This window comes from Klebsiella oxytoca, assembly GCF_009707385.1.
Classification (GTDB): Bacteria; Pseudomonadota; Gammaproteobacteria; order Enterobacterales; family Enterobacteriaceae; genus Klebsiella; species Klebsiella oxytoca_C.
Genome location: NZ_CP046115.1, coordinates 4291081 through 4313029, shown reverse-complemented (window position 1 = coordinate 4313029; position 21949 = coordinate 4291081). Strand labels below are relative to the sequence as shown.

Annotated in this window: 16 protein-coding genes; 13 read left to right on the top strand and 3 right to left on the bottom strand. The window is 54.4% G+C overall.

Annotated features, from left to right (window positions below; all coding sequences use genetic code 11):
* Nucleotides 1–290: 290 nt before the first annotated feature.
* Both ppnN and queF read right to left on the bottom strand, forming a co-directional pair.
* On the bottom strand, nt 291–1658 hold the full coding sequence (ppnN, locus tag GJ746_RS20075) for a nucleotide 5'-monophosphate nucleosidase PpnN (protein WP_154681768.1): 1368 nt from the start codon (nt 1656–1658) through the stop codon (nt 291–293).
* Between the two features lie 111 nt (nt 1659–1769).
* A complete protein-coding gene (queF, locus tag GJ746_RS20070; RefSeq protein WP_154681767.1) occupies nt 1770–2615 on the bottom strand; it encodes an NADPH-dependent 7-cyano-7-deazaguanine reductase QueF in 846 nt (281 codons plus the stop codon).
* A gap of 69 nt (nt 2616–2684) precedes the next feature.
* On the opposite strand from queF, the gene syd reads away from it, so the two are divergent.
* The 8 genes from syd (at nt 2685) to GJ746_RS20030 (ending at nt 11181) form a co-directional block, all read left to right on the top strand.
* Complete coding sequence (gene syd, locus GJ746_RS20065; protein WP_154681766.1) at nt 2685–3230, top strand: SecY-interacting protein; 546 nt, start codon at nt 2685–2687, stop codon at nt 3228–3230.
* A 632-nt stretch (nt 3231–3862) separates the two neighbouring features.
* Nucleotides 3863–4192, top strand: coding sequence for a YqcC family protein (locus GJ746_RS20060; RefSeq protein ID WP_154681765.1), 330 nt, complete (start codon nt 3863–3865; stop codon nt 4190–4192).
* Nucleotides 4192–4986, top strand: coding sequence for a tRNA pseudouridine(65) synthase TruC (gene truC / locus GJ746_RS20055; protein WP_154681764.1), 795 nt, complete (start codon nt 4192–4194; stop codon nt 4984–4986). Before GJ746_RS20060 ends, truC begins: the two co-directional genes overlap by 1 nt.
* A gap of 2 nt (nt 4987–4988) precedes the next feature.
* Nucleotides 4989–5432: a flavodoxin gene (locus GJ746_RS20050; RefSeq protein WP_154681763.1), complete on the top strand. Its 444-nt coding sequence runs from the start codon at nt 4989–4991 to the stop codon at nt 5430–5432.
* 482 nt (nt 5433–5914) lie between these two features.
* Nucleotides 5915–7273, top strand: a complete 1359-nt coding sequence (gene gudP / locus GJ746_RS20045) for a galactarate/glucarate/glycerate transporter GudP (protein ID WP_154681762.1) — start codon at nt 5915–5917, stop codon at nt 7271–7273.
* On the top strand, nt 7270–8610 hold the full coding sequence (locus tag GJ746_RS20040) for an enolase C-terminal domain-like protein (RefSeq protein WP_154681761.1): 1341 nt from the start codon (nt 7270–7272) through the stop codon (nt 8608–8610). The genes gudP and GJ746_RS20040 overlap by 4 nt, the downstream gene beginning before the upstream one ends.
* A gap of 19 nt (nt 8611–8629) precedes the next feature.
* Nucleotides 8630–9970: a glucarate dehydratase gene (gene gudD, locus GJ746_RS20035; protein WP_154681760.1), complete on the top strand. Its 1341-nt coding sequence runs from the start codon at nt 8630–8632 to the stop codon at nt 9968–9970.
* Nucleotides 9971–10041: 71 nt separating this feature from the next.
* Complete coding sequence (locus GJ746_RS20030; RefSeq protein WP_154681759.1) at nt 10042–11181, top strand: glycerate kinase; 1140 nt, start codon at nt 10042–10044, stop codon at nt 11179–11181.
* Between the two features lie 40 nt (nt 11182–11221).
* Here the strand turns inward: GJ746_RS20030 and barA are convergent, their stop codons facing one another.
* Complete coding sequence (gene barA / locus GJ746_RS20025; protein ID WP_154681758.1) at nt 11222–13975, bottom strand: two-component sensor histidine kinase BarA; 2754 nt, start codon at nt 13973–13975, stop codon at nt 11222–11224.
* 126 nt (nt 13976–14101) lie between these two features.
* On the opposite strand from barA, the gene rlmD reads away from it, so the two are divergent.
* The 5 genes from rlmD to eno all read left to right on the top strand — a co-directional run bounded on the left by rlmD (nt 14102) and on the right by eno (nt 21916).
* Nucleotides 14102–15442, top strand: a complete 1341-nt coding sequence (gene rlmD / locus GJ746_RS20020) for a 23S rRNA (uracil(1939)-C(5))-methyltransferase RlmD (RefSeq protein WP_154681757.1) — start codon at nt 14102–14104, stop codon at nt 15440–15442.
* A 129-nt stretch (nt 15443–15571) separates the two neighbouring features.
* Nucleotides 15572–17809 (top strand): GTP diphosphokinase, encoded by a 2238-nt coding sequence (relA, locus tag GJ746_RS20015; protein WP_154681756.1) that lies wholly within the window; start codon nt 15572–15574, stop codon nt 17807–17809.
* Between the two features lie 71 nt (nt 17810–17880).
* Nucleotides 17881–18672 (top strand): nucleoside triphosphate pyrophosphohydrolase, encoded by a 792-nt coding sequence (gene mazG / locus GJ746_RS20010; protein ID WP_154681755.1) that lies wholly within the window; start codon nt 17881–17883, stop codon nt 18670–18672.
* 227 nt (nt 18673–18899) lie between these two features.
* The gene (gene pyrG / locus GJ746_RS20005; protein ID WP_154681754.1) at nt 18900–20537 is read left to right on the top strand and encodes a glutamine hydrolyzing CTP synthase; all 1638 of its coding nucleotides are present in this window, start codon (nt 18900–18902) and stop codon (nt 20535–20537) included.
* An 80-nt stretch (nt 20538–20617) separates the two neighbouring features.
* On the top strand, nt 20618–21916 hold the full coding sequence (gene eno, locus GJ746_RS20000; RefSeq protein WP_154681753.1) for a phosphopyruvate hydratase: 1299 nt from the start codon (nt 20618–20620) through the stop codon (nt 21914–21916).
* Nucleotides 21917–21949: the final 33 nt, after the last annotated feature.

The following is a 21949-nucleotide window of genomic DNA, read 5'->3' as shown; positions in this document are numbered from 1 at the left end:
AAAAATGCGATGTTCTCGACGTTTTTACCCTTAAATCTATTTTTTATGGTGATATTTATTGCTGTTTTTGGAAACGCAAACGATTGGCTATGTAAAAAAATTGCAAAAGTTTCAGAAAGGAATGGAGTTTATTGGAAAATATGCAGGCGGATTGCTGGGGGAGGGAGCAGGGCTGGTGTACAGGATGAGTGAGGTGACTTGCTTCTTCCCGGCTCGCGCCAGGCGGTTTTCCGCCATCTGCGTGCCGGTAGCCCGGACAAGGCGTTAGCCGCTGTCCGGGAGAAAAACACTCAGGAACAGATTTCGTAGCAGGGGATGTAGGCGCTGCCGCCCGGCAGCTTCATACGATGCTGAGCCACAAAGCCCTGCAGCAGGTCATCCATACGGCGCATCATCGCCGGATCGCCGTGAATTTTATATGGACCAAATTTCTCAATAGCCTGGATACCAACCTCTTTGACGTTGCCGGCAACGATGCCGGAGAAGGCGCGACGGAGATCCGCCGCCAGCACTTCCACCGGCTGGTCCGGATAGAGCTTAAGGTTGGCCATATTTTCATGGGTAGGATCGAACGGCAGTTGCAGATCCGGGGCAATGCGCATCGACCAGTTAAAGCTGTACGCGTCTCCGGTTTCGCGGCGGCTCTCTTTTACCATCGGCATCGCTTTTTTCATCTGCCGAGCGACTTCTGCGGCATCGTCGACGATAATACGATAGTGGCGGCGGGCGGATTCGCCCAGGGTATGTACGATAAACTCATCCAGCACGCGGAAATAATCGGCGCTCTCTTTTGGCCCGGTGAGGATCAGCGGTAAAACCTGAGACTTGTTCGACGGGTGCATCAAAATACCCAGCAGATAAAGCAGCTCTTCCGCCGTCCCCACGCCGCCGGGGAAGATGATGATGCCGTGAGCGATACGCACGAACGCTTCAAGGCGTTTTTCGATATCCGGCATGATGATGAGTTCGTTCACCAGCGGGTTCGGCGGCTCGGCGGCGATAATTGACGGCTCGGTCATACCGATAAAGCGGCTGTCTCTGTAACGTTGCTGCGCATGGCCGACGGCGGCGCCTTTCATTGGTGCTTCCATCGCGCCCGGTCCGCAGCCGGTGCAGATATTCAGCTCGCGCAGACCCAGCTGATTGCCGACGCGGCGAGCGTACAGATATTCGTTTTCGTTAATCGAGTGGCCGCCCCAGCAGACAATCATATTTGGCGCTTCACCCACGTGCAGGGCACGGGCGTTGCGCAAAATGGAGAAGACCAGGTTGGTGATATGCACCGAACTTTCCAGATCGAGATTCGGGAAGCGAACGGTGTTGTGGATCTGGCCGTAGACGAACAGAATATCGCGCAGTACGGCAAACAGGTTGGCCTGCAGGGAACGGATGATTCGCCCGTCAACGAAAGCGTCTTCCGGCGGGTTGATCAGTTCCAGCTTCACGCCGCGTTCGCGGCGCAGCACGTTAATATCGAAGTTTTCAAAACGAGACAGGAGCTCTTTGCTGTTATCGGTCAGGCTTCCTGAGTTGAGCACAGCAAGCGAGCAGTTGCGAAAGAGTTGATACAGGTCACTGCTGGCGGTGCGTTTAAGCATATCCACTTCCAGCTGCGACAGCATTTCCATTGAACCAAGCGGGCTAACATGTGTAATCAAGTGAACTCCTTACAGGACGATTATCGTCTTCCTGTGATTACAATAGCCCTGCTGACGGCGTTTTCACAACCTTGCGCGCGGGTTAACGCACGCAAATTGTGAAAATGTTTACTATTGACGGGCGAGGCGACCGATAGCCGGAACAAAATCGGTGTTGCTGCGCCACGGGTTGATGTCCAGACCGCCGCGGCGCGTGTAGCGCGCATAGACGGAAAGGGCTTCCGGCTGGCAGAAACGTTGAATATCGTTAAAGATGCGCTCTACGCACTGCTCGTGGAACTCGTTGTGATGGCGGAATGACACCAGATAGCGCAGCAGTTTCTCACGATCGATTTTCGCCCCGCGATACTGGATTTGTACTGAGCCCCAGTCAGGCTGGTGGGTAATCAAGCAGTTAGACTTCAGTAAATGGCTGACCAGCGTCTCTTCGACAACTTTGCCGGAAGCGGCGTTCTGCAGGTAATCGGCGCTGAACTGGTAGTTATCGATTTCAATATCCTGCTCGTCGATGCAGGTGCCGTGCAGATGGGCTACCGGCTGGCCTTCGAGTTCATCAAGGCGATACAGCGACACTTTTACCTGCCCTTCGGCGCAGGCGCTGAGATCGCGCGCCAGCGTCGCTTCGACCTCCTGCCAGCCGGCGAAACGAGTCTGGTTAAAGCTGTTGAGATAGAGCTTAAAGCTTTTTGACTCCACCAGATTCACGGTCGTGTCGCTGAGCTCTACGTGGCCCACGGCGACCTGCGGCAGGCCTTTGGCATTCAACCAGGAGAGCTCGTAAAGCGTCCAGATATCGGCACCGTGAAACGGCAGATTGTTGGCGTGCAGGCCCAGCGGATCGCGGTTCAGGCTGCGCGGGACGCCCTGAAGCAGGCTGGCGTCGTAAGTATCGCGGTAATCGGTTGATTTACCGAGCGTCAGGCCAGCCAGCGCCTGATGGTTATCGTAAGAAGACATGTTTCACCATAGTTAAAGCGGTTACACTATATGCCAAGTGTATCCTGTCTAACGTGAAGAGAGAAACCGGTGGACTATCAAACCGCAGAAGCGCTACAAGCATTTACCCAACGTTATTGCGACGCGTGGCAGCAGCAGTATTCCAACCTGCCGCGTAGCGAAGATCTTTACGGCATTCCGTCACCCTGTATTAGCGCCACGGACGATGACGGCGTATTCTGGCAGCCGCAGCCGTTTTCTTTAGAACGCAATATTAATGCGGTTGAACGCGCGCTGGAGATTGTGGTACAACAGCCGCTTCATGCTTATTATACCACTCAGTTTGCTGGTGACATGCAGGCGCGTTTTGCCGATGAAACCATGACGCTGCTGCAAACCTGGAGCCCGGATGATTTTCAACGGGTACAGGAAAATCTGATTGGTCATTTGCTGGTACAAAAGCGTTTGAAGCTGTCGCCTACGCTGTTTATCGCCACGCTGGACAGCGAGCTGGACGTCATTGCGGTCTGTAATATGAGCGGTGAAGTAATTAAAGAAACGCTCGGGACCCGTAAACGAACGACCCTTTCCCCTTCGCTTGCGAGTTTCCTCAACGCCCTTAATCCTGTTCTGTAATCCACAGCACCCAACACTTTGTGAGAGATCTCTTACAAGACCTGTAAGAGATCGTCATCATTTAAGGCGATTCTTTACGCACTGTATTTTAGGTAATTTTATATTTATCAATTGGTTATATTTATTTTAAATGCTGATACAGACAATGAATCTTAAGATATTGTCTTAACAAGGGTTGTAAGACGAGGCGGAATCAGGGATTCTATACCCATCAACAGGGAGTTGATAAATGAAGCGAACATCAGGATGATGACGCTTCTTTAGGACCCGCCAGGATGGCGTAGCAAGGACAGGCTTCAGGATGAAGCACAGGATAACGCAGGATTGCGTAAAAGGACACCTCCAGGAGGGAGAACGAGAGCCGGTCGGGACGTTCGGTGGATCAGGAAGATCAGGATAGACTTACGGATGAGTTATTTCACATCGGGGTGGTGTGAAAGCAGGATGCAACAGTTTATGGATGAACATGGTCAGGAGACCACAGGAAAAGTTTTCATGGACGAGCAGGGAGCAACAATGTAGCTGGATTGCTGCAAAACGAACCGGGAGCACTGTTTATACAGTGCTCCCTTTTTTTATTTCTCGTCTGAATTTGCTATTCTGCGCCAGTTTTCAACTCATCGAGGTTTCCCATGACTCTTGACCATAGCGTGCGCGAGCGCCTGCTCGCCATTGAAGCGCTGCTGCGCGAAACGGAACACTGGCAGGATAGCGCCCCCGACAGTAGCGCGTTCGCCAGCGAGCAGCCGTTCTGCCTCGACACCATGGAGCCGCTTGAATGGCTACAGTGGGTATTAATCCCGCGCATGCATCAGCTGCTGGAAAGCGGAATGCCGCTACCGCAGAACTTTGCCGTTGCTCCTTATTATGAAATGGCCCTGGATAATACTCATCCCGTGCGCGAGCAGGTGCTGGCCGAGCTGCTCCTGCTGGATGCGCTGTTCGCCGGCGGCGAAGCCTGATGCTGGAAATTCTGTATCAGGACCAGTGGCTGGTGGCGGTAAATAAGCCTTCGGGTTGGCTGGTGCACCGTAGCTGGCTGGATCGGGACGAAAAAGTTGTGGTGATGCAAACCGTGCGCGACCAGATAGGCCAGCACGTGTTCACCGCTCATCGTCTCGACAGGCCGACGTCCGGCGTACTGCTGATGGGGCTGTCGAGCGAAGCGGGTAGATTGCTGTCGCAGCAGTTCGAGCAGCATCAAATGCAGAAACGCTACCATGCAATAGTTCGCGGCTGGCTGAGCGAAGAAGCGGTGCTTGATTACCCGCTGGTTGAAGAGCTGGATAAAATCGCCGATAAGTTCGCGCGTGAAAATAAAGATCCGCAGCCGGCGGTAACACATTATCGCGGCCTGGCGACGGTAGAAATGCCGGTGGCGACCGGGCGTTACTCTACGACCCGCTATAGCCTGGTAGAGCTGGAACCCAAAACCGGTCGAAAACATCAGCTCCGCCGCCATCTTGCCCATCTACGCCATCCGATTATCGGTGATAGCAAACACGGGGATTTGCGGCAGAATCGCAGCGCGGCAGAACATTTTGGCTGCGAGCGGCTGATGCTCCATGCCAGTCAGCTATCATTAACGCATCCTTTTACCGGTGAACCGCTGGTTATTCGCGCTGGCCTGGACGACGTTTGGATGCGCGCGTTGTCGCACTTTGGCTGGCGCGGCCTTCTCCCGCTAAATGAAAGGGTTGAGTTTGCAGGCGACAGCGGTCAGGATGAAGAGATACAGGTTAATTCAGGGAGATAGTCATGGCTGAAGTCGGAATTTTTGTCGGTACGATGTATGGAAATTCGCTCCTGGTCGCCGAAGAGGCGCAGGCTATTTTGAGCGGACTGGGCCATAAGGCGAAGGTCTTTGAAGACCCTGAAGTCAAAGATTGGGAGTCATATACCGGGAAATATGCGCTGGTGGTGACTTCAACCACCGGACAGGGTGACTTACCGGATAGCATTGTGCCTTTGTACGAAGGTATCAAAGATATGTATCAGCCGCATTTGCGCTATGGCATGATCGCGCTTGGCGATAGCACCTATGCCAACTTCTGCGGCGGCGGTTTAAAATTTGACGCGTTACTACAGGAGCAGGGTGGTACACGCATTGGCGACATGCTGATGATTGACGCCAGCGAAGACCCTGAGCCAGAAAGCGTTGCTAATCCATGGGTGGAGCAGTGGGCAACATTGCTTGATTAAAAGTTTCGCCCTCTCCCTACGCAGAGGGCGTCCCTTCTTACTGATTTTCAGTGCCAGTGGCCAGATTAACGGTCAAAAAGATCGTAACAATTCTTCGTTTCCCCGGCTTCGGGCATTTGCCTTAAAACCAATGTAATAGCAGGGCCTTTACCGGGCTATTTCACGGGGTCAAGAGAGTTAATTCACACTCCTGTCTTTTACGCCGCCGTTTCTCTCTGAGAACGGACTTAGCTTTTCATTTCCGTGAAGCATCCCCCATCACATTAGGCATAAGCCATAAATCAGATTCTCTATCGCCGTGAAAGCTGTGTATTTGCACGGTGAGCCCGCCAGCCCCTCTTTTTATACTTTTCCTGCCAGTAAAAAATGCAGTGCCAGATATAACGAAAACGATGAAAAACACTAACACGTCATTCTGAGTACCCTACAGGTTGTGCTGTTCAGAATGAACGTAGCTAACGCTATGATTCAGGAGTGCAACAATGAGTTCATTAAGTCAGGCGGCGAGCGGCGCGGAAAAGCGCACTAATGCTCGTTACTGGATAGTGGTGATGCTGTTTATCGTCACATCCTTCAACTACGGCGACCGTGCCACCTTATCCATTGCCGGTTCGGAGATGGCCAAAGATATTGGTCTCGATCCAGTTGGGATGGGCTATGTCTTCTCCGCGTTCTCATGGGCCTACGTCATCGGCCAGATCCCTGGCGGCTGGCTGCTTGACCGCTTCGGCTCAAAGCGCGTTTACTTCTGGTCCATTTTTATCTGGTCTATGTTTACCCTGCTGCAGGGCTTCGTCGATATCTTCAGCGGCTTTGGCATTATTGTCGCGCTGTTTACCCTGCGCTTCCTGGTTGGGCTGGCGGAAGCACCTTCCTTCCCCGGTAACAGCCGCATCGTGGCCGCATGGTTCCCGGCGCAGGAGAGGGGCACGGCCGTTGCTATCTTTAACTCAGCGCAATATTTTGCCACCGTTATTTTTGCGCCAATCATGGGTTGGCTGACGCATGAGGTGGGCTGGTCGCACGTGTTCTTCTTTATGGGCGGCCTCGGTATTGTTATCAGCTTTGTCTGGCTGAAGGTGATTCACGAGCCGAATCAGCATCCGGGTGTTAATAAAAAAGAGCTGGAATATATTGCCGAAGGCGGCGCGCTGATCAACATGGATCAGGCAGCAGCCAAAGCCAAAGTACCGTTTAGCGTTAAATGGGGACAAATCAAGCAGCTGCTGGGTTCCCGAATGATGATTGGCGTATATATCGGCCAGTACTGTATCAACGCTCTGACCTACTTTTTTATCACCTGGTTCCCGGTTTACCTGGTACAGGCGCGCGGCATGTCGATTCTGAAGGCGGGCTTCGTCGCATCGGTTCCGGCGGTCTGCGGATTTATTGGCGGCGTGCTGGGCGGCATTATCTCTGACTGGCTGATGCGTCGTACCGGTTCTCTGAACATTGCGCGTAAAACGCCAATCGTTATGGGGATGCTGCTATCGATGGTGATGGTGTTCTGTAACTACGTCAACGTCGAGTGGATGATCATCGGCTTTATGGCGCTGGCTTTCTTTGGTAAAGGCATCGGTGCGCTGGGCTGGGCGGTAATGGCGGATACGGCGCCGAAGGAGATCAGCGGCCTGAGCGGCGGTCTGTTCAATATGTTCGGTAACATTTCCGGTATTGTGACCCCGATTGCGATTGGCTATATCGTTGGCACCACCGGTTCCTTCAACGGCGCGTTAATCTATGTGGGGGTTCATGCGCTGGTGGCGGTCCTGAGCTATCTCGTATTGGTGGGCGATATTAAACGTATCGAACTGAAACCAGTGGCAGGACAATCATCATGACAAGCCAATCAAGTCCTGTTGTCACGGACATGAAGGTTATTCCTGTGGCCGGGCATGACAGCATGTTGCTCAATATCGGCGGCGCGCACAACGCGTACTTTACCCGCAATATCGTGGTACTCACCGACAGCGCCGGAAATACCGGCGTAGGTGAAGCGCCAGGTGGTGAAGTGATTTATCAGACGCTGGTTGACGCTATCCCGCAGGTGTTGGGTCAGGAAGTCGCCCGCCTGAATAAAGTGGTTCAGCAGGTGCATAAAGGTAACCAGTCCGCGGATTTTGACACCTTTGGTAAAGGCGCCTGGACGTTTGAACTGCGGGTTAACGCGGTAGCGGCGCTGGAAGCCGCGCTGCTGGATCTGCTGGGTAAAGCGCTCAACGTGCCGGTTTGCGAACTGCTAGGGCCGGGCAAGCAGCGCGATGCGGTGACGGTGCTGGGCTATCTGTTCTATGTGGGCGATCGGACAAAGACCGATCTGCCCTATCTGGAGAGTACGCCGGGCAGCCACGAGTGGTATCACCTGCGCCATCAGGAGGCGCTGAGCAGCGATGCGGTGGTGCGCCTGGCGGAAGCTTCACAGGATCGTTATGGCTTTAGAGACTTTAAACTGAAAGGCGGCGTGCTGCCCGGCGAGCAGGAGATAGAAACCGCTCGCGCGCTGAAAAAGCGTTTCCCCGACGCACGTATCACGGTTGATCCCAATGGGGCATGGCTGCTGGATGAAGCCATCGCGCTGTGTAAAGGTCTGAACGATGTTCTGACCTACGCGGAAGACCCCTGCGGCGCCGAGCAGGGCTTTTCTGGCCGCGAAGTGATGGCGGAGTTTCGCCGCGCGACCGGGCTGCCGGTGGCGACCAATATGATAGCCACTAACTGGCGGGAAATGGGGCATGCCGTAATGCTGAACGCCGTGGATATTCCGCTGGCCGATCCGCACTTCTGGACCCTTTCCGGCGCGGTACGCGTGGCGCAGATGTGCGATGACTGGGGGCTGACCTGGGGCTGCCACTCTAATAACCACTTTGATATTTCGCTGGCCATGTTTACTCACGTCGGTGCGGCAGCGCCGGGTAAGCCTACGGCCATTGATACCCACTGGATTTGGCAGGAGGGCGACTGCCGCCTGACCAAAAATCTGCTGGAAATCAAGAACGGAAAAATTGCGGTTCCTGATGCGCCAGGTCTGGGCATCGAACTGGACTGGGAACAGGTACAGAAGGCTCATGAAGCCTGGAAAAAGCTGCCCGGCAGCGCGCGTAATGACGCCGGCCCGATGCAGTACCTGATCCCCGGATGGACTTTTGACCGTAAACGCCCCGTTTTCGGCCGTCACTGATTTGAATGAGGATTTAATTATGAGCGCACAATTTACTACCCCTGTTGTTTCCTCTATGCAGGTTATTCCGGTCGCGGGCCACGACAGTATGCTGATGAACCTGAGCGGCGCGCACGCTCCGTTCTTCACGCGTAATATTGTGGTGATTAAAGATAATTCCGGTCATACCGGCGTCGGCGAAATTCCCGGCGGTGAGAAAATTCGTAAAACTCTGGAAGACGCGATCCCGCTGGTAGTCGGTAAGACTCTGGGGGAATATAAAAACGTGCTGACCGCCGTGCGCAATACTTTTGCCGACCGCGACGCTGGCGGGCGCGGTTTGCAGACCTTCGACCTGCGTACCACAATTCACGTTGTTACCGGGATCGAAGCGGCCATGCTTGACCTGCTGGGCCAGCATCTGGGCGTTAACGTTGCATCTTTACTGGGCGATGGTCAGCAGCGCAGCGAAGTAGAAATGCTGGGCTATTTGTTCTTTGTCGGCAACCGTAAAGCCACGCCGCTGCCGTATCAGAGCCAGCCGGATGAAAAATGCGACTGGTACCGCCTGCGTCATGATGAAGCGATGACGCCGGATGCGGTAGTACGCCTGGCGGAAGCGGCATATGAGAAATACGGATTCAACGACTTTAAACTGAAAGGCGGCGTGCTGGCCGGGGAAGAAGAGGCGGAATCGATTGTCGCGCTGGCGAAGCGCTTCCCGCAGGCGCGCGTGACTCTGGATCCGAACGGCGCGTGGTCTCTGGATGAAGCGATTAAAATTGGTAAATACCTGAAAGGCTCCCTGGCCTATGCGGAGGATCCGTGCGGCGCCGAGCAGGGCTTCTCCGGCCGTGAAGTGATGGCGGAGTTCCGCCGCGCCACCGGTCTGCCGACGGCAACCAATATGATCGCTACCGACTGGCGTCAGATGGGGCATACGCTGTCGCTGCAGTCCGTGGATATCCCGTTGGCCGATCCGCACTTCTGGACCATGCAGGGTTCCGTGCGCGTAGCGCAGATGTGCCACGAGTTCGGCCTGACCTGGGGCTCGCACTCTAACAACCACTTCGATATCTCGTTGGCGATGTTTACCCACGTGGCGGCGGCTGCTCCGGGTAAAATCACCGCTATCGATACGCACTGGATCTGGCAGGAAGGCAACCAGCGTCTGACCAAAGAGCCGTTTGAAATTAAGGGCGGGATGGTACAGGTACCGGCGAAGCCTGGGCTGGGCGTAGAGCTCGATATGGATCAGGTAATGAAAGCCCACGAGCTGTACCAGAAACACGGTCTGGGCGCGCGCGATGATGCCATGGGGATGCAGTATTTGATCCCGAACTGGACGTTTGATAATAAGCGTCCGTGCATGGTGCGCTAAGGAAACACCGGTCCCTGCGGGGGCCGGTTTCTTGCATGGCGTCGGGTAAATGTTCATTTTAAGGACAGCTTATGAAGATAGTGATCGCACCGGATTCATACAAGGAGAGCCTGAGTGCGCTGGAAGTTGCAACTGCTATAGAGCAAGGTTTTCGGGAAATTTATTCCGATGCGGAGTATGTCAAGCTGCCGGTCGCCGACGGCGGAGAAGGGACCGTTGAAGCCATGGTTGCCGCGACGCAGGGATGCCGGGTAGAGGTCACGGTCACTGGTCCGCTCGGTGAACCAGTGGCTGCTTTTTATGGTCTTTCGGGCGATAAACAGTGCGCGTTTATTGAAATGGCGGCGGCGAGCGGTCTGGAAAGCGTGCCGCCGGCGCGACGTAATCCTTTGCTGACCACCTCCTGGGGAACCGGAGAGCTGATACGCCACGCGCTGGACGCGGGCGTTACGCAGATAATTATCGGTATTGGCGGCAGCGCGACGAACGATGGCGGGGCCGGAATGGTACAGGCGCTGGGGGCGAAACTGCTGACAAAAGATAATCAGCAGATTGCTTCCGGCGGTCAGGCTCTGGAGAATCTTGCGCGCATTGACGTTAGCGAACTTGATAAGCGCCTGGCCGGATGCCATATTGACGTGGCTTGTGATGTCACCAATCCGCTAACGGGACCACAGGGCGCGACGGCAGTATTTGGGCCGCAGAAGGGGGCTACGGCGGAGATGATCTCCCGCCTGGATAAGGCGCTGGCCCATTTTGCCGATATTATCCACCGCGACTTAGAACTTGATGTGTTGAATCTTGAAGGCGGCGGAGCGGCAGGAGGGATGGGTGCAGGCCTGTACGCCTTTTGCGGCGCGAAGCTGCGGCCCGGTATCGAGATTGTGACCGATGCTTTACATCTCGCCGAGATCGTGGCGGATGCGGATCTGGTGATTACCGGCGAAGGTCGAATTGATAGCCAGACCGTGCACGGCAAAGTGCCGGTTGGCGTGGCGAGAGTGGCAAAACGCTATAATCTTCCGGTCATCGGGATTGCCGGGAGCCTGACGCCGGATGTAGGCGTCGTGCATCAGCACGGACTGGATGCGGTGTTCAGCGTCATTTATTCAGTGTGTACGCTGGATGAAGCGCTGGAAAATGCCGCCGAAAATGTACGCATGACGGCGAGAAACGTTGCCGCCGTGCTGAAAATGGGGCAAGTGTTATAGTTTTTCCCCGGTCGCGAAAGCGCAGACCGGGGCTCGCGTTTTAAATGCCTAATAGCTTACAGGCTTCACGCGCGACGTTGTCCATTTCATCCAGCAGTTCCAGAAACTCCGGTTCCAGCTCTTCGACGTCGGTGCCCGCGCGTAGCTGGCTCTCAATGGTATGACACAGTTTCTTCAGACGCGGCACGCCGCTATAGCTGCAGCTACCGTGAAGCTTATGAATTAAGTCCAGCACGCCTTCCGGCTGTTCTCCCACCAGCTGTTCTTCTATTTTGTTACGCACCTCTGGCATAAAGGCGAGCAGCATTTGCAGCATTTCCCGCGCCAGGTCTGGTTTCATCGCTGCCTGACGCAGCGCCAGCTGCCAGTCCAGGGTGACATTATGGTTGATGGTCGGCTCTACGGCCTCCGCCGCTATTTGCGGCAATATGGCTTTCCCCGGCTGGTAGCGCAGCAGCAGATTGTAGAGTTTCTCTTCTTCAATAGGTTTCGCCAGATAATCGTTCATTCCCGCGCTCAGCAATTTCTCGCGCTGTCCTTCCAGGGCATGGGCCGTCACGGCGATCACCGGCGTTTGCTGCTGGTGAGGGAGCTGATGGATCAGTTCGCAGGCGCGGATACCGTCCATTTCCGGCATCTGAATATCCATCAGAATCAGATCCTGCTGCGTTTCTCTGGCCTGTTCGACGGCGTGCTGACCGCTGTTGCACAGGATGACATGCTGAACCAAATCCTCCAGCAGCGCGCCGATAAGCTTAAGATTCGCCGGGTTATCATCGACGGCCATCACCGTCATCGGCAGTTTTTTACTATCGGAGCGGTGCAGCAGAACCGTTGGCTGCGTCAGGCACGTGGCCGTCAGCGCCGGAAGCAGTCGCGTGGAGGTTAACGGCTTGAGCAAGCAGGCGTCTATACCATCGTGTTTCAGCGCTTCGGCGCTGACCTGCGCGTGGCAAGGCAGCGCCAGCAGCAGGTGGTCGGCAAGCTTGCTGGCCCTTGCCAGCTTATCGCGATGCTGGCTGATGTCGCGTATCGACACCGGAATACCTGCCAGCAGAATATCGTAGTGGGCATCCGGTAGCGCCGTCAGCGTCGGGCTATAGACCACCTCCAGCGGCGTTGTCGCCAGTAGCTCCATCGTACACTGCGCCGCCGCCGCGTTTGCCTCTATATAGGCCAGCTTTTTACCCGCCAGGCACTGGGTCGGTACATTATCGGGAACCGCGTTGGGGTTAAGGTCGAGACTAATATGGAACCAGAACGTTGATCCGCGATTAGGCTGACTATGGAAGGATATATCGCCGCCCATCTCCTTCACCAGGCGCTGGGTGATGACCAGTCCGAGACCGGTACCGCCGTGGCGGCGGGAAATGCTGGCGTCGGCCTGGCGGAAAGCCTGGAACAGACGCGACTGATCGCGCTCCGGGATCCCGATACCGGTATCATGAATCTGTACTTCGATCTGCACTCGTGAATTGCTGATTGCACGTTGTTCCACCAGCACGTCAATGTTGCCGTGCTCGGTGAACTTGATAGCGTTGCCCATCAGGTTGGTAATAATTTGCTGCAGACGCAGCGGGTCGCCGATCACGTTATCCGGCACATCATTTTTGATGTTCAGCGTCAGCTCCAGCCCTTTATCGTGCGCCGAGTGCGCCAGCAGCGTAACCACCTCGTCCAGGGAGTTACGCAGCAGGAACGGAATGCTCTCAAGGATGAGCTTACCGGCTTCGAGCTTAGAGAAGTCCAGAACATCGTTAATGATGGCCAGCAGGTTGTTAGCGGAACGTTCAATAGTGGTGAGATGATCGCGCTGGGTAGTATTTAAATCGGTTTTCAGCGTCAGACGCGTAAAGCCAATCACGCCGTTAAGCGGAGTACGCAGCTCATGGGACATATTAGCGAGGAACTCAGATTTGATTCGCGCCGCTTCCTGGGCGCGTTTTTTCGCCAGGTCCAGCTCCACGTTCTGGATTTCCATCTGCTCAAGCGTTTCCCGCAGATCGGACGTCGCCTGATCGACATTGTGCTGCATCTCTTCATGATAGGCTGCCAGCGACATCGCCATTGAGTTGATGCCGTTTTTCAGCATATCCAGCTCGCCGAGCATATAGCCTTCGACCCGACTATCAAGCTGGCCGCGGCGGATACGGTCAACCGTGTTCACCATATTGCGGATTGGCCCGGTTACGTCGCGCATTAGTCGCCAGCCGAAGATCAGCGCAATACCAATACAGAACAGCATCATCACGCTGGAGATGAAGATCTCTTTGTACTGCTGCAGGCGCACCGATTTCAGATCCAGCTCAAGCGCCACGTAGCCCAGCATATTGCCCGGCATTTTGGCATCGCTCCCCGGAGATTCATCAGGTGAATAGCTTTCCGAAACAATTGGGGTACGCAAAATCATTAAATCGCCGTGGCGAATTACGCTCAAACGGCGAGGAAAAGGGGTTCCTTTCGCTAGCTGAAGCTCTCCGGGATCGAGCTGAAAGTTTGAGGTGACAAACAGCTTGTTTTGCGAATCGTAAATGGAAATGGCCCGCACAATATCGGAATGGCGGCGATGCAGCACGCTGATTAGCTGCCCGATTGACTCGCGGTTTTGCAAATTCATGCCATATTCACTGGAGACCGCCAGCGGTTCGATAATGCTGGCTCCGGCATCTTCCAGCTGGCGCTGTAGATCGTTATAGCGGTGTGCGACGAAGAAAATACTGAGCAACAGACCGATCAGGACGGTCGGCGCCAGAATAAGAATCATCATGCGGGCACGAAGGCTGTAGTTGGTCATGCGGTTCCATTATGGGAGAATATACACATCATTCTTCAGGCGGCTTCCACGTTGGCTGCGCTTTTAGCGTGCCCTGATCGAACTCGTGTATAGAGTCAGTATATTTAATTGAGACAAATCTCTACGATGGCGCAATTCTACTCTGCAAAACGGCGTGTGACGACGCGCCAGATCATAACCGTTACAGTAAATGACCTTGACCCTTTCGGCCAGGGCGTTGCGCGTCACCAGGGTAAAACGCTGTTTGTCAGCGGTTTATTGCCGCAAGAGCAGGCTGAAGTTGTTGTTGTCGAAGATAAAAAACAATACGCCCGCGCTCAGGTGAAACGCCGTCTAAGCGATAGCCCACAGCGGCAGGCCCCGCGCTGTCCGCATTTTGGCATCTGCGGTGGATGTCAGCAGCAGCATGCCAGCATTGAGCTGCAGCAGCAGAGTAAACGCGCCGCGCTCGCGAGGCTGATGAAGCGCGACGTTGACGACATTATAGCCGCTGCGCCGTGGGGCTATCGTCGCCGGGCGCGTCTGAGCTTGAATTATCAGCCAAAGACCCAACAATTACAGATAGGCTTCCGGAAGGCCAACTCCAGCGAAATCGTTGATGTAGTGCAGTGCCCCGTTTTGGTGCCCGTTCTTGGTGCGCTTCTGCCTGCGGTACGCGAATGTCTTACCGGATTGAAATCTGTGCGTCAACTTGGGCACGTGGAGCTGGTTCAGGCGGATAACGGTCCGCTACTGGTATTGCGCCACACCGCGGCTCTTCCTGAGGCAGATAAAGAAAAACTGGAACGTTTTTCGCAATCTAATGGTCTTTCCCTGTATCTCGCCCCGCAAAGCGAGATACTTGAACATATTTCTGGGGAAGAACCCTGGTATACCTCTGACGGTCTACGCTTACTGTTCAGTCCGCGTGATTTCATCCAGGTGAACGATGGCGTAAACCAGCTTATGGTGCGTACGGCGCTGGATTGGCTGGATATTCAGCCTCAGGATCGGGTTCTGGATCTCTTCTGCGGCATGGGCAACTTTACCCTGCCGCTGGCGAAGCGTGCGGCGCAGGTTGTTGGCGTTGAAGGGGTTCCCGCGCTGGTGGAGAAAGGGCGAGAGAACGCGGCGCTTAACGGATTACACAATGTGACATTCTTTCATGAAAACCTGGAGGAAGATGTTACCCGTCAGGCGTGGGCGAAAAACGGCTTTGATAAGGTCTTGCTTGATCCGGCGCGAGCCGGTGCGGCGGGCGTTATGTTACATATTATAAAATTAGCGCCGCGTCGGGTGGTGTATGTTTCATGCAACCCGGCAACGCTGGCGCGCGATAGCGACGTTTTATTGCTGGCGGGTTATACCATTCAGCGCCTGGCGATGCTGGATATGTTCCCACATACTGGACATCTGGAATCAATGGTGTTGTTTGAGCACAAGCATACACACAATTATTCGAATCGCATCGAGATGGCGGCAGAGTGAATCCCCGGCAGCTTACTCAAGTCAGTGACCGAGGTGAGCAAGGGAACCCAGTGCTGATGTGGTTTGCAGAATGAAGTGTAAAGTTAAGGCTTGCCGACTTCGGCAGGCTGGTCCCTTAAGGAGAGGACAATGGTTGCGGTAAGAAGTGCACATCTAAATAAAGCTGGTGAATTTGACCCGAAGAAATGGATCGCGAGTCTGGGAATCTCCAGCCAGCAGTCGTGTGAACGCTTAGCCGAAACCTGGGATTACTGTCGAGAGAAAACGCAGGGCCACCCGCAGGCCGAACTCCTGCTGTGGCGCGGCGTGGAGATGGTGGAAATTCTCTCCATGTTAAGCATGGATATCGATACGCTACGCGCGGCGATGCTTTTTCCTCTGGCTGACGGCAACGTTGTCAGCGAAGAAATCATGCAGGAGAGCGTCGGTAAATCCGTTGTCACCCTAATTCACGGCGTGCGGGACATGGCCGCGATACGCCAGCTTAAAGCAACCCATACAGATTCAGTCTCCTCTGAACAGGTAGATAACATTCGTCGCATGCTGCTGGCGATGGTCGATGATTTCCGCTGCGTGGTGATTAAGATCGCCGAGCGTATTGCTCATCTGCGCGAAGTGAAAGACGCGCCGGAAGATGAACGCGTGCTGGCGGCGAAAGAGTGTACCAATATCTACGCGCCGCTGGCCAACCGCCTGGGGATCGGTCAGCTCAAGTGGGAGCTGGAAGATTATTGCTTCCGCTATCTGCATCCGGCGGAATACAAACGTATCGCTAAGCTGTTGCACGAGCGGCGCATCGATCGTGAACATTATATTGACGAATTCGTAGGGCATTTGCGCTCGGAGATGAAAACCGAAGGCGTCAAAGCTGAGGTTTACGGACGCCCCAAGCATATTTACAGCATCTGGCGCAAAATGCAGAAAAAACATCTCGCTTTCGATGAGCTGTTTGACGTGCGCGCGGTGCGTATTGTGGCCGAGCGTCTGCAGGACTGCTACGCCGCGCTGGGGATAGTGCACACTCACTATCGACATCTGCCGGATGAGTTTGATGATTATGTCGCTAATCCCAAGCCTAATGGCTATCAGTCAATTCATACCGTCGTACTAGGCCCAGGCGGAAAAACGATTGAAATCCAGATTCGTACTCGTCAGATGCATGAAGATGCTGAGCTGGGGGTTGCCGCGCACTGGAAATACAAAGAGGGCGCCAGCGCTGGGGTCAGCGGCGGGCGTGGCTACGAAGATCGCATTGCATGGCTGCGTAAACTGATTGCCTGGCAGGAAGAGATGGCCGATTCCGGCGAGATGCTGGACGAAGTTCGTAGCCAGGTCTTTGACGATCGGGTTTATGTCTTTACGCCGAAGGGCGATGTGGTCGATTTACCTTCGGGTTCGACGCCGCTCGATTTTGCCTACCATATTCACAGCGACGTCGGCCACCGCTGCATCGGTGCCAAAATTGGCGGGCGTATTGTGCCGTTTACCTATCAGCTGCAGATGGGTGACCAGATTGAAATCATTACCCAGAAGCAGCCAAACCCAAGCCGCGACTGGCTGAACCCAAACCTCGGCTACGTTACCACCAGCCGCGGGCGTTCCAAAATACACGCCTGGTTCCGCAAGCAGGATCGCGACAAGAATATCCTTGCCGGCCGGCAGATCCTTGATGATGAGCTGGAACACCTGGGTATCAGCCTGAAGGACGCGGAAAAGTATCTTCTGCCGCGCTACAACTTTAACGAACAGGACGAACTGCTGGCGGCGATTGGCGGAGGCGATATTCGCCTCAACCAGATGGTTAATTTCCTGCAGGCGCAGTTCAATAAGCCCAGCGCGGCGGAGCAGGATGCGGCGGCGTTAAAGCAGCTGCAGCAGAAAACCTATACTCCGCAGAATCGCAATAAAGACAACGGTCGCGTGGTGGTGGAAGGGGTTGGCAATCTGATGCACCACATTGCGCGCTGCTGCCAGCCGATTCCCGGCGACGAGATTGTTGGTTTTATCACTCAGGGCCGGGGTATCTCGGTACACCGTGCGGATTGCGATCAGCTGGCGGAGCTGCAGTCTCACGCCCCGGAGCGGATCGTCGATGCGGTGTGGGGAGAGAGTTATTCTGCCGGTTACTCGCTGGTCGTCCGCGTTCAGGCCAACGATCGTAGCGGCCTGCTGCGCGATATCACCACTATTCTCGCCAATGAAAAGGTCAACGTGCTGGGCGTTGCCAGCCGCAGCGATACCAAACATCAGTTGGCGACTATCGATATGACCATTGAGATCTACAACCTGCAGGTGCTGGGCCGCGTGCTTGGCAAGCTGAATCAGGTGCCGGATGTCATCGATGCCCGTCGTCTGCACGGCGGTTAACATCACTTTCTTTTTTTCGGCCGGGAAAGGCGAACGTCGCCTCCCGGCCTGATTCTTTTATGGAAACGACAATGACCCAAATCGACCGCCTTCTGGGCATTATGCAGCGTCTGCGCGATCCGGAAAACGGCTGCCCGTGGGATAAAGAGCAGACTTTTGCCACTATCGCCCCGTATACCCTCGAAGAAACTTATGAAGTGCTCGACGCCATTTCTCGCGAAGATTTTGCCGACCTGCGCGGTGAATTAGGCGATCTGCTGTTCCAGGTCGTCTTCTACGCTCAGATGGCGCAGGAAGAGGGGCGCTTTGATTTTAACGATATCTGTGCCGCTATCAGCGACAAGCTGGAGCGACGTCACCCGCATATTTTCGGCGAGGCGTCCGCCGGTAATAGCAGCGAAGCGCTGGCTCGCTGGGAGCAGATTAAAAGCGCTGAGCGAGCGGAAAAGTCTCAGCACTCCGCGCTGGACGATATTCCGCATAGCCTGCCGGCGCTGATGCGCGCGCATAAAATTCAGAAACGCTGCTCGGCGGTAGGCTTTGACTGGACTTCTCTGGGGCCAGTGTTGGGCAAAGTGCACGAAGAGATAGACGAGGTGATGCACGAAGCGCAGCAGGCCGTAGTGGATGAAGCTAAACTGGAGGAGGAAGTGGGCGACCTGCTGTTCGCGACGGTCAATTTATCCCGCCATTTAGGGGTAAAAGCCGAAGTTGCGCTGCAAAAAGCCAACCTGAAGTTTGAGCGTCGATTCCGCGAGGTTGAACGGATTGTTGCCGCGCGCGGCCTGGAAATGACCGGTGTTGACCTCGACACCATGGAGGAGGTTTGGCAGGAAGTAAAACGCCAGGAAACTGATCTCTAAAGAGTTTTCGTGATCAAGCGCTATTTGTGTGATTTTTTAAATAACAAGCGCTTGATTTGCGTCAAAAACATTTCTCCAAAAGCGGCTATTTTCTCACTCCCTGCGTTTGTGTGGGCCTGATGAAAAGGAGGGATAATGAAAGTTTGTGGCGTCAGTCATGATCGGGTATACTGCTTTCCCGTCCTGGTTATTCCATCGTCTTTTAAACCTAACTTCTCAGGTTCAGCATGACAACGAACTATATTTTTGTGACCGGCGGGGTCGTATCCTCTCTGGGTAAAGGCATTGCCGCAGCTTCCCTCGCAGCCATTCTCGAAGCCCGCGGGCTTAACGTGACCATGATGAAACTGGATCCGTACATCAACGTCGATCCGGGTACCATGAGTCCAATCCAACACGGGGAAGTGTTCGTTACTGAAGACGGCGCTGAAACCGATCTGGACCTGGGTCACTACGAGCGTTTCATTCGCACCAAGATGACCCGCCGCAACAACTTCACTACCGGTCGTATCTACTCTGACGTCCTGCGCAAAGAGCGCCGCGGCGACTATCTGGGCGCAACCGTGCAGGTTATTCCGCACATCACCAACGCTATCAAAGAGCGCGTCCTGGCGGGCGGCGAAGGTCATGATGTGGTGCTGGTTGAAATCGGCGGCACCGTTGGCGATATCGAATCGCTGCCGTTCCTCGAAGCGATTCGCCAGCTGGCGGTAGATATTGGTCGTGAAAACGCGCTGTTTATGCATTTGACCCTGGTGCCGTATATGGCCGCCGCGGGTGAAGTCAAAACCAAACCGACCCAGCACTCCGTGAAAGAGCTGCTCTCTATCGGTATTCAGCCTGACATTCTGGTCTGCCGCTCCGATCGCGCCATTCCGGCGAACGAGCGCGCTAAAATTGCATTGTTCTGCAATGTGCCAGAAAAAGCCGTTATTTCGATGAAAGATGTCGATTCCATTTATAAAATCCCGGGCCTGTTGAAATCTCAGGGGCTGGACGATTATATTTGTAAACGATTCAGCTTAAACTGTCCGGAAGCGAACCTGGCCGAATGGGAACAGGTTATCTACGAAGAAGCGAACCCAGCAGGGGAAGTCACCATCGGTATGGTCGGCAAGTACATTGAACTGCCGGACGCCTATAAATCGGTGATTGAAGCGCTGAAACACGGTGGCCTGAAAAATCGCGTAACCGTCAACATCAAGCTGATTGATTCGCAGGATGTGGAAACGCGCGGCGTCGAAATTCTGAAAGATTTAGACGCTATCCTGATACCTGGTGGCTTCGGCTATCGCGGCGTTGAAGGTAAGATTGCCACCGCACGCTATGCGCGTGAAAACAATATTCCATATCTGGGCATTTGCCTGGGTATGCAGGTTGCGCTGATTGAGTTCGCGCGCAACGTAGCGGGAATGGAAAACGCCAACTCAACGGAATTTGTGCCAGACTGTAAGTACCCGGTTGTGGCCCTGATTACCGAATGGCGTGATGAAGACGGTAATGTTGAAGTTCGCTCTGATAAGAGCGACCTCGGCGGCACGATGCGCCTCGGCGCGCAGCAGTGCCAGCTGTCCGATGACAGTCTGGTGCGCCAGCTGTACGGTGAGCCAACCATTACCGAGCGTCATCGTCACCGTTACGAAGTTAACAACATGCTGTTGAAGCCGATTGAAAATGCGGGCCTGCGTATTGCGGGACGTTCCGGGGATGATCAGTTGGTCGAGATCATCGAAGTGCCGAACCATCCGTGGTTTGTTGCCTGTCAGTTCCATCCGGAGTTTACTTCGACGCCGCGTGATGGCCATCCGCTGTTTGCAGGCTTTGTAAAAGCCGCTGGCGAGTACCAGAAGCGTCAGGCGAAGTAAAAGAGTTAGAACGGCAATGCACCCATCCGGGTGCATTGTTTGTCTGGAGTTTTAGTTTAACTTGTACTGAGGAAAACCTAATGTCCAAAATCGTTAAAGTCATCGGTCGTGAAATCATCGACTCCCGTGGTAACCCGACTGTTGAAGCCGAAGTACACCTGGAAGGTGGTTTCGTCGGTATGGCAGCTGCTCCGTCAGGTGCTTCTACTGGTTCCCGCGAAGCGCTGGAACTGCGCGATGGCGACAAATCTCGCTTCCTGGGTAAAGGCGTACTGAAAGCCGTTGCTGCAGTTAACGGCCCGATCGCTCAGGCAATCCTTGGCAAAGACGCCAAAGATCAGGCTGGCATCGACAAAATCATGATCGACCTGGACGGTACTGAAAACAAATCTAACTTCGGTGCGAACGCCATCCTGGCCGTATCTCTGGCGAACGCCAAAGCTGCCGCTGCTTCTAAAGGCCAGCCGCTGTATGAGCATATCGCTGAGCTGAACGGCACTCCGGGCAAATACTCCATGCCGGTTCCGATGATGAACATCATCAACGGCGGTGAGCACGCTGACAACAACGTCGACATCCAGGAATTTATGATTCAGCCGGTTGGCGCTAAATCCCTGAAAGAAGCCGTACGTATGGGTTCTGAAGTGTTCCACAACCTGGCTAAAGTTCTGAAAGCTAAAGGTATGAACACTGCTGTTGGTGACGAAGGCGGCTACGCGCCGAACCTGGGTTCCAACGCTGAAGCTCTGGCTGTTATCGCTGAAGCGGTTAAAGCAGCTGGTTACGAGCTGGGCAAAGACATCACTCTGGCGATGGACTGCGCGGCTTCTGAATTCTACAAAGACGGTAAATACGTTCTGGCTGGCGAAGGCAACAAAGCGTTCACCTCTGAAGAATTCACTCACTTCCTGGAAGATCTGACCAAACAGTACCCGATCGTTTCTATCGAAGACGGCCTGGACGAGTCTGACTGGGACGGTTTCGCATACCAGACTAAAGTACTGGGCGACAAAATCCAGCTGGTTGGTGACGATCTGTTCGTAACCAACACCAAGATCCTGAAAGAAGGTATCGAGAAAGGCATCGTTAACTCCATCCTGATCAAATTCAACCAGATCGGTTCCCTGACCGAAACTCTGGCTGCGATCAAAATGGCGAAAGACGCTGGCTACACTGCCGTTATCTCTCACCGTTCTGGCGAAACTGAAGACGCTACCATCGCTGACCTGGCTGTTGGTACCGCTGCAGGCCAGATCAAAACTGGTTCTATGAGCCGTTCTGACCGCGTTGCTAAATACAACCAGCTGATTCGTATCGAAGAAGCTCTGGGTGAAAAAGCGCCGTACAACGGTCGTAAAGAGATCAAAGGCCAGGCATAAGCCTGTCTTTATCTGATATGTGAATGCCAGCCC